This is a genomic window from Hydrocarboniphaga daqingensis (genome assembly GCF_900129825.1).
Taxonomy (GTDB): Bacteria; Pseudomonadota; Gammaproteobacteria; order Nevskiales; family Nevskiaceae; genus Hydrocarboniphaga; species Hydrocarboniphaga daqingensis.
Window position 1 is genome coordinate 223,615 of sequence record NZ_FQWZ01000002.1, and the last position, 14,379, is coordinate 237,993.

A 14,379-nucleotide genomic window follows, 5' to 3' on the forward strand; every position below is an offset into this window, starting at 1 on the left:
CCCATCACTGAATCCTGCCGCTGGTAACCGCCGCCCGTGACCGCCCCCACCACGCACCCCTTGGTGCTGATCGATGGATCGAGCTGGCTGTTCCGCGCGTTTCACGCGCTGCCGCCGCTGAGCAATTCGCGCGGCGAGCCGACCGGCGCCGTCTACGGCATGGCCAACATGCTCAAGCGGCTGCAGCGTGAATATCAGCCGCAGCGGATCTGCGTCGTGTTCGATCCCAAGGGGCCGACGTTCCGCAACGAGCTGTACGACCAGTACAAGGCCAATCGCACTGAAACGCCGCCCGAACTGTCGATGCAGTACGGCGATGTGCTGGCGCTGATCAAGGGGCTGGGCCTGCCGATGATCACCGTAGCCGGCGTTGAGGCCGACGATGTGATCGGCACGCTGGCCTTGGCCGGTCGCCAGCAAGGCTTGCACGTGCTGTTGGTCACCGGCGACAAGGACATGGCGCAGCTGGTCGACGAGCAGACGCACATGCTCGACACGATGAAAAACCAGCGCATCGACCGCCAGGGCGTCATCGACAAGTTCGGCGTGCCGCCGGAACGGATCGTCGACTACCTGGCACTGGTTGGCGACTCGTCCGACAACATTCCCGGCGTGCCCGGCTGCGGGCCCAAGACGGCCGCGAAATGGATCGCCGAGTTCGGCTCGGTCGACGACATCATCCGCCGCGCCGATGAAGTCAAAGGCAAGATCGGCGAAAAGCTGCGCGCCGCGCTGCCGATCCTGCCGCTGGCGTATCAGCTGGCGACGATCCGCTGCGACGTGCCGCTGCCGCTGTCGATCGACGAACTGGTGCCCGGTGCGCGCGACGATGCGGCGCTGATCGCGCTGTTCCGCAAGCTCGAATTCCATCGCTGGCGCGAAGAATTGGAAGGCGTGGCCGCGACGCCGTCCGCTGACCTGTCCATCACCGCGCAGTCCGACGCGCCCGAAGCCGCTGCTTTTGCGGCATCGGGCACCAACGAGATCGCCGACGTCACGGTGGCTTCGCCCGCCACGCAGGTCGAGATCGTGATGGATGCCGACTCACTCGACCGGCTCGTCGATGAGCTGACGCAAGCCGAGCTGATCTGCTTCGACACCGAAACCGACAGCCTCGATGCCAACCAGGCCGGCTTGGTGGGCCTGGCGTTCGCAACGCGCAGCGGCACCGGCTGGTACGTGCCGCTGGCGCACAATTATCTGGGCGCGCCCGACCAGTTGCCGATGGACCTGGTCATTACGCGGCTCAAGCCGCTGCTCGAAGACCCGCAGCGGCCCAAGTTGGCGCAGCACGGCAAGTACGACATCAACGTGCTGGCGCGACACGGTATCGACGTCGCGGGCCTGGCCTACGACACGATGCTCGAAAGCTACGTGCTCGATGCGGCCGGCAACCGCCACGACATGGACACGATGGCCGAGAAGTATCTGAACCATCGCACGATCCATTTCGAAGACGTGGCGGGCAAAGGCAAGGGCCAGATCACGTTCAACCAAGTGTCGATCGACAAGGCCGCGCCCTACTCGGCCGAAGACGCCGATATCACGCTGCGGCTGCACCAGACGCTGTATCCGCGACTGGCACAAGTCGAGCCGCTGGAGCGCGTGTTCCGCACGATCGAGATGCCGCTGGTGCCGGTGCTGGCGACGATCGAGCGCAACGGTGTTCATGTCGACGTGCCGCTGCTACGGCGCATCAGCGTCGAGTTGGCCGGGCGCATGGACGAGCTGCAAAAGCAGGCCTTCGTGCTGGCCGAAACCGAGTTCAATCTCGGCTCGCCCAAGCAGCTGCAAGTGCTGCTGTACGACAAGTTCAAGCTGCCGGTGCTGGCCAAGACCCCCAAGGGCGACCCGTCGACCGCCGAAGAAACGCTGGAAGAACTGGCCGCGCAGCACCCGCTGCCGAGGCTGATCCTCGACTGGCGCGCGATGCAGAAACTGCGATCGACCTACGCCGAGCAGCTGCCGGCGGCGGTCAACCCGCGCACGCAGCGTATCCACACCAGCTACCACCAGGCGGTCGCGGCGACCGGGCGTCTGTCGTCGTCCGACCCCAACCTGCAGAACATTCCGGTACGGACCGCCGAAGGCCGCCGCATCCGCCAGGCCTTCGTCGCCGAGCCCGGCAATGCGCTGCTGTCGATCGACTATTCGCAGATCGAGCTGCGGCTGATGGCGCACTTTTCCGGCGACGAGCGTCTGCAGCAGGCGTTCCGCAGCGGCCTGGACGTGCACCAGGCCACCGCGGCCGAGGTGTTCGGCCTGCCGCTGGACCAAGTCGGTAGCGACCAGCGCCGCGCCGCCAAGGCGATCAATTTCGGCTTGATCTACGGTATGTCGGCGTTTGGTCTGGCGCGTCAGCTGGGCATCGGCCGCAATGAAGCCGCCGACTACATCGACCGGTTCTTCGGCCGCTATCCCGGCGTCAAACGCTTCATGGACGGCACGCGCGAATCCGCGCGCGTCCAGGGCTACGTCGAAACGCTGTTCGGCCGGCGCCTGTACCTGCCCAACATCAACGCGCGCAATCAGGGCTTGCGTCAGTACGCCGAACGCACCGCGATCAACGCGCCGCTGCAAGGCACGGCTGCCGATCTGATCAAGACCACAATGATCGACCTGCACCACTGGCTGGCCTCGGCCGCGCCGGCGCTGCGGATGATCATGCAGGTGCACGACGAACTGGTGTTCGAAGGGCCCGAGGCGCTGATCCGTGACATGGCGCCGGCGATCGCCGACCGCATGTGCCGCGCGGCGCCGCTGGCCGTGCCGCTGGTGGCCGACTTCGGCGTGGCCCGCGACTGGGATCAAGCCCACCAGGCGATCGGGCACGCGCGCTCGGCCTGAGCGCGGCCGGGCTGCTGCCGCTGGTCGCCCAGAACGCACCGTCTAGATGGTGCCCAAGCTGGGGTGCTTCAGCGATTATCTTTGTATATCAATGGCTTGATGCGCCGGGCCAGCCCGTGCGGGCAACCGGGCGCGGTGCTGCGGCGAACTTATCGGGCGGTGCCGACTCCAAGACTGCGAGCGTGGTTCTCTCCCTTATCACGCTCCCCGCCTCACTCCCTGGGCGGGTCCGGCCTCCCCCAAGCCGGAACCAGTTGCCCCATGGACCACCCCCCGGGTCCATGGGGCTTTTTCTTGGGCGCGGCTTTTTCTGCGGTGGTGTTACGCGGCCTTCAGGCCACCAGCTCGACGCCGGCCTCCGACGCGAGCAACTCGGTCAGCTTGGCGCGCGCCTCGTCCAGACCCTGGTGGCTGCTCGACGAGAACAGCTGCACCGACGCCGAACTGCCCATGTCCTTGAGCCCCTTGCGCGTGTTCAGCAGCGTCGTCTTCGACGCGCCGTAGCCGAGCTTGTCGGCCTTGGTCAGCAGAATGTGGCAGTTGCGCCGCGCGGTGACGGCCCAGGCCAGCATCTGCTTGTCGTAGTCGGTCAGCGGATGCCGGCAGTCCATGATCAGAAACAAGCCGCGCAGATTGGTCCGCTGCTCGACGTAGCCGCCGACCAGCCGGCCCCAACTCTTACGCATCGGCTCGGGCACGGCCGCATAACCGTAGCCGGGCAAGTCGGCCAAGCGCGCGCTGCTGGCCAGCGAAAACAGGTTGATCAGCTGCGTGCGGCCCGGCGTCTTCGACACGCGGGCCAAGCCGTGGCGGCCGCAGATCGCGTTGAGCGCGCTCGACTTCCCGGCGTTGGAGCGGCCCGCGAAGGCGACTTCCGGCGCGTCGTCAGCGGGCAGCTGGGTCAATTGGGCGCAGGACAGCAGAAACTGCGCCTGGGAAAAGGGATTCTGCATATACCAACCGGAGTGTAGAATTGCGACGCCAAATTATCTGGTTAGCGCCCCTGCCGCCAGCGGACCCGGGGGCCGACGAGCCAGCCGCAACAAGCACCGGGAGACCTGTTCGATGAAACGCCTTTTTCTGGCGGTGATGTTCGCCGCACCTGCGATGGTGTCGTTTGCTGCGTCGGCGCAGACCGCCGCGCCGGCAAAAGACCCGTTCACGCAGGGCGACGCCGCAGCCGGCGCCACCAAGGCGGCGGTTTGCGCGGCCTGCCACGGCGCGGGCGGCAATAGCGCGATGCCGGAATGGCCGAATCTGGCCGGCCAGGGCTCGACCTACATCGTCAGCCAGCTCAAGGCGTTCAAGTCCGGTGCGCGCAAGAACGCGATCATGATGGGCCAGGCCGCCGCGCTGTCGGATGCCGACATGGCGGACATCGCCGCTTATCTGACCGCTCAGAAGGTTCGTCCGGGTCTGGCTAGCAAGGATGCGGTCGCCGTTGCCGAGCCGCTGTACCGCGGTGGCGACGCCAGCCGCGGCCTGCCGGCCTGCTCCGGTTGCCACGGTCCGCGCGGCGCCGGTAACCCGGCCGCCGGTTACCCGCGAATCGGCGCCCAGCACGCGACGTATACGGCCACGCAGCTGACGGCCTACAAGTCCGGCGAACGCGGCGCTACCGGTACGGGTCAGATGATGCAGGCGGTTGCCGCCAAGCTCACCGACGCCGAAATCCAGGCGCTGGCCTCGTACGTCAACGGCCTGCAGTAAGGCCGTCGACCCTTCCGGACTCCGACCATGCGCGCTTTCCTGCGGCCCCTGCTGTTGGCGCTGACGTTCGCCAGCTCCGTTTGCTCGGCCGCTGGGCCGACCGAGTTCAAGGAAGGCGAGCAGTACAAGGTCGTCCGCGACAAGCAGACGCCACCAGATGCCAAGCGCGTGCTGGTCGAAGAAATCTTCTGGTACGGCTGCCAGCACTGCTACCACTTCGACCCGGTGATCGAGGCCTGGCTCAAGACCAAGCCCGGTGACGTCGATTTCGTCCGGATTCCGTCGAGCCTCGGTCGCCCCGAAGGCATCGTTCACCAGAAGGCGTTTTACGCCGCCGAGGCGCTGGGCATCAGCGACAAGGTCCACAAGCCGCTGTTCGACGCGCTCCACGCCCGCCACTTGCCGCTGTTCACGCAGGATGCGGTCCGGGTGTTCTTCAACCAGCAGACCGGCGTGATGCCCGACGTGTTCGACGCCACGTTCAGCGGGTTTGCCGTGGACAACCGCGTGCGCCGCGCCGACGGCTTGATGAAGGGTTACGGCATCGCCAGCGTTCCGGCGCTGGTCGTTGGCGGCAAGTACACGACCAACGCCGGCATGCTCGGCGACGGCGGCTTCGACGCGATGATCAAATGCCTCGACGTGCTGGTGGCCAAGGTCCGGCAGGAACAGCAAAAGAAGAAGTAGGCCCGCTGATGCGCATGACCGCGCGAAGCCCGCGCCCCCCGCGCATTCGCTTCGCAGCCCGGCTCCTCGCCGGGCTTTTTGTTGGCGTCGTCGGGCTCGTTGCAGCGGCACCGCTGCCGTTGTCCAGCGTCGATCAGGCCTGCCAGCAACTGAGCCAGCGACTGCAGAGCGTTCAGTTCGACGACTGCCGGCGCCTGCGCTTGCAGGCCGGCGACAGCGCGACGCGGATGGGCCGGCCCCTGCTCTACCGCGATTTCCTGCCGGCGCCGCCATCGACGCGGCCGAGTCGGGTATTGCTGATCGGCGGCATCCATGGCGACGAACTGACCAGTGTCAGCATCGTGTTCCAGTGGATGCGCAAGCTCGACCGGGAGCAGCCGCAGCCGTTCCACTGGCGCGTGATTCCCAATGCCAATCCGGATGGCTTGTTCGCTAGCCCCGCCAGCCGGGTCAATCGGGCCGGCGTCGACCTGAACCGCAACTTCCCCAGCGTCGACTGGCAGCGCACCGCGCTGGCGTACTGGAAAACCAAGACCCAGTCCGACCCACGGCGCTATCCCGGAAAGGCGCCGCTGAGCGAGCCGGAGACGCGCTGGCTGGTCGAACAGATCCGCCAGTTCCAGCCCGATGCGATCGTGTCGGTGCACGCGCCGTACGGCGTGCTCGACTACGACGGCCCGCCCGATCCGCCGAAATACTTCGGCTACCTGCGCCTCAGCCCGCTCGGCACCTATCCTGGGTCGCTGGGCAACTACGCGGGCACGGACCTGGGTCTGCCGGTGATCACGCTGGAGCTGCCGCACGCCGGCCTGATGCCGACGCCCGTGCAATCGCAGCAAGTGTGGTCGGACATGATCGGATGGCTGCAGCGCAATCTGCCGACACGCGATCCGGGTGCGGCGCGAACGTCTCGCTAGCTAACGCGCGGGCGGCGGCAGCGCGGGCTGCGGGTCCGGCGTGATCGCCGCCGTCGTCGCGGCCAATGCCGTCGTCCCATAGCGCCGTTGCAGCCAGCGCTGCTGGAAGCAGTAGCGCGCAACGGTCGCCAAGTCCCACAGGTACCACGCGTTGACCGACCCGCCGATCACCGCGCCCAATACCGGCAGCGACCCGGCGGCTTTTCGCCACCCCAGGTGCCGGCCCGCCTGCATCGCCAGATTGTTCAGGCTCATCATCGCCGCTTCCTTGGCCAGCTCGCGTTCGGCCGCGCGCTCGATGCCGTCGCGCCAGGCGGCGTCCGCCAGCTTGCCCGGTACCGGCCGCGATAGCGCCGCCAGCGCCGTGCGTTTTTCGTCGACGGTATTGGCCGAGGCCAGCGCAAAGATCGCGAGGCCCAACTGGCGCCCCTCCTCGCCGTCGAGCACCTCGCCGTAGCACAGGCCGACGCGCTGGATCGTTCTGAACGCCAGCACCAGCAGCGTCGGCACGTCGGCCACCAGCCCGGCCGCGCCGGCAACGCCGAGCACGGCGCCCGCGCTGCCGGCGGTCATCGACGCCCGCTGTCCGACACGCCGCGCCAGTCGGTCGCATAGCGCCAGATCGGCGTCTCGCAGCAATTCGATGCGCTCGACGCCGGCGCGCTTGAGCAAGCTGGCGTGCCCGTTGAGCCGGCCGGCGGTCGCTTGCAGCGCGCCGAGCGCGGCACGCAGCGCACCGGTGGGAATCAGGTTCTGCACGGCTTGGCTGGCGGGCCCGGCGGCCCGACCGAACCAGCGCGCCACCGGCGGCGGTGGCTCGTTCTGCCATTGGGTCAGGGCGTCGAGTTGGGCCGATTCATAAGCGTTCATCGCGCCACGATACGGCGATCGGTGCCGGTCGAGCGAGTGGCAGCACGTTGACAGCACGGCGACAGGCTGGCGAAAGTCGGCCATGTGCCTGATCGCATTCGCTTGGCAGACCGACCCCGCGCGGCCCCTGTTGCTGATCGCCAACCGTGATGAGTTCATGGATCGGCCGGCCGCGCCGCTGGCGTACTGGGACGACGCACCCGACATCGCCGCCGGCCGCGACCTTCGCGAGCGCGGAACCTGGCTCGGCCTGAGCCGCAGCGGGCGCGTCGCCGCCGTCACCAATGTCCGCGATCCGCGCGATCTGGCGCGCTTCCCCCGCTCACGCGGGTCGCTGACGGCTGGGTTTCTCGGAGGCCAGGGCAGTGCGGCCGATTACGCTGCGGCGCTGATGCCGGCAGCCGCCGACTACGGCGGCTTCAACCTGCTGCTGTGGGACGGCGCCGACCTGATCTACGCCAGCAATCGACCTCGACCCCAGTGGCGCCGTGTCGATCCCGGCTTTCATGGCCTCAGCAATGCGCAGCTCGACACACCCTGGCCCAAGACCGTGTGGGCGCGGCAGCAGATCGAGGAATGGGTCGCATCGGGCCAGACCGACGGCGATCGCTTGATCGAGGCGATGCGCTCGCGGCAGGTGGCGCCCGACCCGCAGCTGCCCGATACCGGCGTCGGCATTGAAGCCGAGCGCGTGCTGGCACCGGCCTTCATCCACCGCCCTGGCTACGGCACGCGCTGTACGACGTGGCTGCAGATCGGCGCCGATGGGCAGGCTTTGATCCACGAACGTCGCTACGACGCGCAGATGCAGCCGACAGGCGACACCGTGCTCGACGTGCCGCTGCGGTGCTCACGCTGACGCGGCCGCGCGTCTAGGCGAGCCTCAAGCCGCCGTCGACCGGCAGGATGGCGCCGTTGACGTAAGCCGCTGCCTCCGACACCAGGAAGCAGACCGCGCGCGATACCTCGTCGCCGCCGCCGAGCCGCGCCATCGGGATCCGGGCCTGCTCGGCCGCTTTCTGCGCATCGTCGAGATTGTCACCGGCACCCCAGATCATCCGGCCCGGCGCCACGCCGTTGACCCGGATGCGCGGCGCCAATTCGACGGCCAGACTTTCGGTGACCGACCAAAGCGCCGCCTTGGCCGCGCAATAGGCGACGTAGCCTGGCATCGGCTTGCGCGCGTGGATGTCGAGCAGATTGACGATGCTGCTGCCGGGGCCCATGTGACGGGCGCAGGCTTGGGCCAGGAACAGCGGGCCGCGCAGGTTGCTGGTCAGCAAGTCGTCGAACTGCGGCGCGGTCAGGGTGTCGAGCGCGGTCGGATAGAAGCTCGATGCGTTGTTGATCAGCGCGTCGATGCGGCCGAAACGCGCCATCGCCTCGCTTACGATCCGCTCGGGCAGCCCAGCGTCGGCAAGGTCGCCCTGCAGCGTGAATGCCGACCCGCTGCGCGTCGCATTGAGCTCGGCTTCGAGCGCGGCGGCTTCCGGACCGCTGCGGTAGTGCAGCAGCAAGCGCCAGCCGAGCGCATGCAGGTCGCGGGCGATCGCCGACCCAATGCGCCGGCTGGCGCCGGTCAGAATCGCCACCGGTGCTGCGTGAGCCGCGTCGCGCGGCTGACTGCCGCTGACAAGCGCTGTCATGGGTCTCCCCTTTATCATCGTGTTATCGGAATAGAGCGGCGACCGCACCAGCGACCGCCTGAACATCGGCGATTGTCGCCCAATACCCCCTCCGGCCGCGCAGTGTGATTCCGCTGCCCGCCCTCCACGACGAAGCTCATGCTCGAAGCGCTGTTGCTCGGCCTCATCGAAGGCCTGACCGAATTTCTGCCGATCTCCAGCACCGGGCACTTGCTGATCGCCGAACACTGGCTCGGCCGCCGCTCGGACCTGTTCAACATCGTCATCCAGGCCGGTGCGATTCTCGCGGTGACCCTGGTCTATCGTCACCGCCTGGTGGAGCTGGCGACCGGTTGGCGGGACCCGGTCGCCCGCGACTACAGCCTCAAGCTGGCCGCTTCGTTCGCGGTTACGGCGGTGCTGGGCCTGGTGGTCAAGAAGCTGGGTTACAAGCTGCCGGAAACGGTCACACCGGTGGCCTTGGCTTTGATTTTGGGTGGCGTTGCCATCCTGCTGATTGAATTGTGGGCCAAGCGTCAGGAAGTCGCGGTCGACGTCACCTGGAAGCTGGCCATCGCCGTCGGTGTCGCCCAAGTGCTGGCGGGCGTGTTTCCGGGTACGTCGCGCTCGGCGGCCGCGATCTTTGCGGCGATGCTACTGGGCCTGACCGACCGGCCCAAGGCCGCCGAGTTTGCGTTTTTGATCGGAATCCCGACGATGTTCGCCGCCAGTGCGGTCGAGACCTTGAGCCTGGCCCGTGCCGGCGGTCTGGCCGACGAGCCCTGGGGCGAGTTGCTCGCCGCGACGCTGATGTCGGCGCTGACCGGGTTCGTTTCGGTCAAATGGTTATTGCGGTATGTGGCGACCCATAATTTCAATGTTTTCGCCGGTTACCGCATCGCGCTGGGCGTTGTATTGCTCGCCTTTTTATGACGCCAGCATCACGAGGTCGGATTCTTGCATCTTCCGACCCGTTTAATTCGTATTTCGCAGCAGAATTTTTGAATGGGAGCAGGGCAACGTGGGCAAACATCAGGGACGCAAACAGATGGGTTTCGGGACGTGGCATCGGGCTGCAGTCGTCGCGGTCGCAGGACTGCCCATCGCGGCATCGGCTGCCGACGGCACCTACCTGGGCTTGGTTGGCGGCGCCAACTTCCTGAAGGATCAGAACTTTACGATCATCTACCCGAACAACGACGGCCCGCTGCTCGGCGGCACTGCGATCGGCAAGGTGAATTTCGATACCGGTTGGGCGGGCGGGCTGGTCGTCGGCCACGCGTTTTCCAACGGCCTGCGTCCGGAACTGGAGCTGATGTACCGCAGTGACGACCTCAAGCGCATCCGGCTGGCCACGTTCGGCCTCAACGCCGTGCTGCAGCCTGACGGCGTCGATGCCACCGGCGTGCGCGGTAGCCAGGACGCGCAGACGGCGATGGCCAACCTGTGGTTCGACCTGTTCAAGAGCTCGCGCATCCGTCCGTACATCGGTGGCGGCATCGGCGCGCTGCGGGTCGAGTTCAACGATGCCGGCTATGACGGTCAGGCTTTCCGCAACGACAGCGACGTCAAGTTTGCCTACCAGGGCGGCGCCGGCATCGGCATCGACCTGAGCCCCAACTGGACGCTGTCGCTGGACTACCGTTACGTCGAAGCCCAGCGCAGCAAGCTGAACTTGGTCGACGACCAGCCGGAAACCCGCGTCAAGTTCCGCTATCGCGCCGACACCGCGCTGCTGACGCTGCGCTACGGCTTTGGCTCGACGCCCGCCCCGGCCGAACCGGCGCCGGAGCCCGCGCCGCCGGTCGATGTCGTCGAAGCGCCGGTCGCCGAGCCGGCACCCGCGCCGGCGCCGGCCTGCGACGCACCCGCTGCCGGTCAGTCGTTCTCGCTCGACGGTTGCAAGGTCGGCGACAAGGTCGTGCTGCGCGGCGTGACCTTCGAGTTCGACAAGGCGCGGCTGACGCCGGATGCCCGCGTGCTGCTCGACATGGTCTCCGACGCCTTGCTGGCGCGTACCGACATTCAGGTCGAGCTCGCCGGTCATACCGATTCCAAGGGCTCGGACGCCTACAACCAGAAGCTGTCCGAGCGCCGCGCTCTGGCGGTCAAGGAGTATTTGGCCGGCCGCGGCGTCGAGGCCAGCCGGATGACCGCCGTTGGCTATGGTGAAACGCAGCCGGTGGCCGACAACGGCACCGACGAAGGCCGCGAGTACAACCGCCGCACCGAGCTGAAAGTCACCGCCAGCAGCGGCAACGTCGAGAGCGTGCAGGCGCGCCCCTGACGCAGCGCGATCGCCGCACTGGTCCGTGATGCCTCAGCGCGTCACGGGCCCGTGACGGCTTCTCAACTTTGTTGACGCTCAGCGCGGCAGGCCATCGCCGCGCTGCTGCTTCCAGGCTTTGAGTTGCTGCACCCGCCGCACAGCGATCTGTTCACTGACCGCCGGCCCGCTGTAACCCTCGCGCATCACGTCGGCCGCCTGCACCCGCAGCGCTTCGGCACGCGCCTGACGCAGATAGTCCACCGGCGGATAGTCCGCCTGCTCCTTGCCGAGCCGACCGCGGGCATCGCACAGGCAGGCTTGCAGCGCCTGCTCGAAAAACTCGCCGCCTTTCTTGAACGCCTGCAGCCGCTCCAGCAGCGCGAACAGGGTGTCGGCACGCAGTTCGAGCGCGCGGTGCACATTCAAGTGGTCGCGCGTGACCGCCAGCGCCAGGTCGCGGCAGGGATTGGGCACGCGCAGCCGTTCGCAGAACTGCGCCACCAGCGGCACGCCGCGCTCCTCGTGCATCACATGGCGCGGCCACTGTGTCGGTGGCGTCGCCGCCTTGCCCAAGTCGTGCAGCAGCGCGGCGACCCGCACCGTCAGCGGCTGATCCGACACGGACGCGACGTCGACGCACATCAGCACATGGCGCAGCGAATCGACTTCGGGATGGTAGTCGGCTCGCTGCGGCACACCGCGCAAGGCCGCCAGCTCGGGCATCACGCGGGCCAGCGCGCCGCAGGCCTCCAGGTCTTCGAAGTAGACGCTGGGGCGCTCGGATTCCATCAGCGCCCGTTCGGTTTCCTTCCAGACGCGCTCGGCCACCAAGTGGTCGGCTTCGCCGTCGGCGACCATCGCGCGCATCAAGTCCATCGTTTCGTCGGCGATGCTGAAGCCGCGCGGTGCGTAGCGGGCGTGGAAGCGCGCCAGCCGCAGGATGCGGACCGGGTCTTCGGCGAACGAGTCCGACACATGGCGCAGCACGCGGTCGGCGAGATCCGCGCGACCGCCATACGGGTCGATGATCGCGCCATCGTCGTCCTGCGCCATCGCGTTGACGGTCAGATCGCGGCGGCGCAGGTCCTCTTCGAGCGTCACTTCAGGCGAGGCATCCATGACGAAGCCGCGATAGCCGCGCCCGCTTTTGCGCTCCGTGCGCGCCAGCGCCGTCTCCTCGCGCGTCTGCGGGTCGAGAAACACCGGAAAGTCGCGACCGACCGGCCGATAGCCGGCCGCCAGCATCTGCTCGGGCGTGGCGCCGACGACGACCCAGTCGCGCTCGGTGACCGGGCGCCCAAGCAGCGCGTCGCGCACCGCGCCACCGACCAGGTAGCGCTTCATCGCGCGTCAGCGCCGCTGGCGACCGCGGCCGGAGTGATCGGCTTGAGCAGCGCGCCGGCGCGCTGAGGCTGGCCGTCGCCGCGCCAGCCGAACACGACGCTGTGCCAAATCACCCGCTGGATGTAACTGCGCGTTTCGTTGTACGGCACGTTCTCGATCCAGACGTCGGCGTCGAGCGCCGCGGCGCTCGGTTGCCAGCGCGCGACCGGCTTGGGCCCTGCGTTGTAGGCGCCGAGCACGAGCACGAAGCGTTGGTCGTAGCGCTGCAGCAGTTCGCGCAGATGCAAGGCGCCAAGCCGCGTATTGATCGACGGATCGAACAAATCGTCGGCGCCCGGCAGTGGCTGCTGCTGGCGACGCGCGGTGTCGCGCGCGGTGCCCAGCAGCATCTGCAGCAGGCCCAGCGCGTCGGCACGCGAACGCGCGCGCGGGTCGTACAGGCTTTCCTGGCGCATCACCGCGTAGATCCAGTTCGACGGCACGCCGCTGAGCCGTGCGGCGGCGTCCACGTCTCGTTCGAACGGCCGCGGGTACAGCAGCTCGAAATCGTCGAATACCTGCGCCTTGCTGGCAGCGGTCACCGTTTGCGCCTGCGCCCCCCAAGTCTGCGCCAGCCGCGCTGCCTGGATCAGCTCGTCACGGCTCAGCGACTTGAGCTCCTCGCCCCATTCCAGGCTCGACCATGCGTTGCGCCCGGCGCGCCACAGCTCGCGCGCGCGCTGCATGCCGGGACGTGACGCCAGTTGTTGCTGCAGCGTCGCGTCGCGCGCCGCGGCGATCGGCGTCGGCGCATACGGCTGGCCGAGCTGGTGTGCGGCCAGCACCGAGTAGAAGCCGTTCTCTGCGGCCAGCGCCTGGTACAACGAGCGCGACAAGGCGTTGCCGGCGTCCTGGCGCGCTTCGGCGCGCGCACGCCAGTAGCGCCAGCGCGGCTGCTCGGCCAGTGCCGGCGGCATCGCCGCCAGCCAGCGCTGCGCCAGCGTCCAGTCACCGGCCCACAGCGCAGCGCGAACCCGCCACTCGTGCGCGCGCTCGTCGACGACTGCTTCGTCGACTTGCTTGAACGCGGCCACCGTGATCGGCAGCCGGCTCCAAGCGGCGCCAAGCGCGACTTCGCGGCGCAGTTCGCCGGGCGTTGCCGGCGAAGCCAACGGGCACGGCGTGCCGCAAGCGGCGACCAGACGATCCAGACGGGTGGCGGTGCCCGCCGGGTCGCGGCGGCCCAGCTTGCTGATCACGGCGGCCAGCGCCTCGGGCGCCTGCGCCGCCAGCGCTGCAGGACCGGCAGCAGTCAGCGCGTCCAGTTCGCGTTCCGGGTTGCGCAGCAAGGCGGCCCAGGCGCGCAGCGTCGGCGCGGCGTCGGCGGGCACGCTGCGCAGCAGGAACTCGGCCAGGTCGGCGTTGCCGGCTTCAAGAGCCAGCCGCGCCCGTTGCTGATTCAGCGTCGGCGTCAGCCAGCCACGGGTGCGTGCTTGGTCGAACGCCGCGACGCAGGCATCGGGTAGCTGCGCGCCGGTCATCCACACATCGAGCACGGCCTTGCGTAGCGGCTCGTCCGGCGTGCCGGCGGCCTGGGTTGCGAACAAGGCATTGAGCCGTTCGCAGCGCAGCCCCGCATCGGCGCGCGGTTCGCTGTAGTGCTGCAGGAACAGCGCGCTGCTGCGCCGTCGCGCCAGATCGCGCAGCCAGTCGCGTCGCAGATCGCGCGCCGACGGCGCATCGCCGTCGCGCAGCAGCAGGGCGGCGATCGCCGCGTCATCGGCCGGCAGACCGAAGCGCAGTGGCGCCCGAAGACGCTGGGCCTCCAGGTAGGGGTACAACACGTACTGTCGCAGCGCCTCGGACGCGACGCCGGTGGCGCTGCCGGCTTGCGGCGACGGCATCGCGTCGAGCGCGTCGATCTGCTGCATGAACTCGGCACGCACGGCCGCGTCGCGATCGTCCTGCGCGAGCGCCGGCATCGACGCCAGCAACCAGCCGAGCGACAGCCCGAGCACGCGGGCGATCGGGGACAATTTGGGGTGCACCCGCTTGGTGTTCATCGGCCGCATTCTAGGCCCTGTCGACGACGCGCTGGCCGGCTGGACAAAGTATCCCGGTCGACGCACGT

12 protein-coding genes are annotated in these 14,379 nt (G+C 68.1%); 7 read left to right on the forward strand and 5 right to left on the reverse strand.

What is annotated here, in order from left to right:
- Positions 1-36 precede the first annotated feature (36 nt).
- The gene (gene polA, locus BUB09_RS04065; protein WP_072894543.1) at positions 37-2,847 is read left to right on the forward strand and encodes a DNA polymerase I; all 2,811 of its coding nucleotides are present in this window, start codon (positions 37-39) and stop codon (positions 2,845-2,847) included.
- A 332-nt stretch (positions 2,848-3,179) separates the two neighbouring features.
- On the opposite strand, the gene yihA is transcribed toward polA, so the two are convergent.
- Complete coding sequence (gene yihA / locus BUB09_RS04070; RefSeq protein ID WP_072894546.1) at positions 3,180-3,800, reverse strand: ribosome biogenesis GTP-binding protein YihA/YsxC; 621 nt, start codon at positions 3,798-3,800, stop codon at positions 3,180-3,182.
- Between the two features lie 112 nt (positions 3,801-3,912).
- On the opposite strand from yihA, the gene BUB09_RS04075 reads away from it, so the two are divergent.
- The 3 genes from BUB09_RS04075 to BUB09_RS04085 all read left to right on the forward strand — a co-directional run bounded on the left by BUB09_RS04075 (position 3,913) and on the right by BUB09_RS04085 (position 6,161).
- Positions 3,913-4,557 carry a c-type cytochrome gene (locus tag BUB09_RS04075; protein WP_072894548.1) on the forward strand — a complete coding sequence of 215 codons (645 nt, stop codon included), beginning with the start codon at positions 3,913-3,915 and terminating at the stop codon, positions 4,555-4,557.
- Positions 4,558-4,584: 27 nt separating this feature from the next.
- Positions 4,585-5,244: a thiol:disulfide interchange protein DsbA/DsbL gene (locus tag BUB09_RS04080; RefSeq protein WP_072894551.1), complete on the forward strand. Its 660-nt coding sequence runs from the start codon at positions 4,585-4,587 to the stop codon at positions 5,242-5,244.
- A gap of 119 nt (positions 5,245-5,363) precedes the next feature.
- Complete coding sequence (locus tag BUB09_RS04085) at positions 5,364-6,161, forward strand: M14 family murein peptide amidase A (protein WP_245793122.1); 798 nt, start codon at positions 5,364-5,366, stop codon at positions 6,159-6,161.
- On the opposite strand, the gene BUB09_RS04090 is transcribed toward BUB09_RS04085, so the two are convergent.
- On the reverse strand, positions 6,162-7,031 hold the full coding sequence (locus tag BUB09_RS04090; RefSeq protein ID WP_175550102.1) for an EcsC family protein: 870 nt from the start codon (positions 7,029-7,031) through the stop codon (positions 6,162-6,164). It lies immediately after the preceding gene.
- 82 nt (positions 7,032-7,113) lie between these two features.
- Between BUB09_RS04090 and BUB09_RS04095 the strand changes: the two genes are divergently transcribed.
- Positions 7,114-7,890: an NRDE family protein gene (locus BUB09_RS04095; protein ID WP_072894558.1), complete on the forward strand. Its 777-nt coding sequence runs from the start codon at positions 7,114-7,116 to the stop codon at positions 7,888-7,890.
- A 13-nt stretch (positions 7,891-7,903) separates the two neighbouring features.
- On the opposite strand, the gene BUB09_RS04100 is transcribed toward BUB09_RS04095, so the two are convergent.
- Positions 7,904-8,677 carry an SDR family oxidoreductase gene (locus tag BUB09_RS04100; protein ID WP_072894561.1) on the reverse strand — a complete coding sequence of 258 codons (774 nt, stop codon included), beginning with the start codon at positions 8,675-8,677 and terminating at the stop codon, positions 7,904-7,906.
- Positions 8,678-8,815: 138 nt separating this feature from the next.
- Between BUB09_RS04100 and BUB09_RS04105 the strand changes: the two genes are divergently transcribed.
- Both BUB09_RS04105 and BUB09_RS17455 read left to right on the forward strand, forming a co-directional pair.
- Positions 8,816-9,589, forward strand: coding sequence for an undecaprenyl-diphosphate phosphatase (locus tag BUB09_RS04105; protein WP_072894564.1), 774 nt, complete (start codon positions 8,816-8,818; stop codon positions 9,587-9,589).
- Between the two features lie 115 nt (positions 9,590-9,704).
- Positions 9,705-10,943: an OmpA family protein gene (locus BUB09_RS17455; RefSeq protein WP_072894567.1), complete on the forward strand. Its 1,239-nt coding sequence runs from the start codon at positions 9,705-9,707 to the stop codon at positions 10,941-10,943.
- 78 nt (positions 10,944-11,021) lie between these two features.
- On the opposite strand, the gene BUB09_RS04115 is transcribed toward BUB09_RS17455, so the two are convergent.
- The gene (locus BUB09_RS04115) at positions 11,022-12,269 is read right to left on the reverse strand and encodes a multifunctional CCA addition/repair protein (protein ID WP_072894569.1); all 1,248 of its coding nucleotides are present in this window, start codon (positions 12,267-12,269) and stop codon (positions 11,022-11,024) included.
- Positions 12,266-14,284 (reverse strand): lytic transglycosylase domain-containing protein, encoded by a 2,019-nt coding sequence (locus BUB09_RS04120; RefSeq protein WP_175550103.1) that lies wholly within the window; start codon positions 14,282-14,284, stop codon positions 12,266-12,268. Before BUB09_RS04120 ends, BUB09_RS04115 begins: the two co-directional genes overlap by 4 nt.
- Positions 14,285-14,379: the final 95 nt, after the last annotated feature.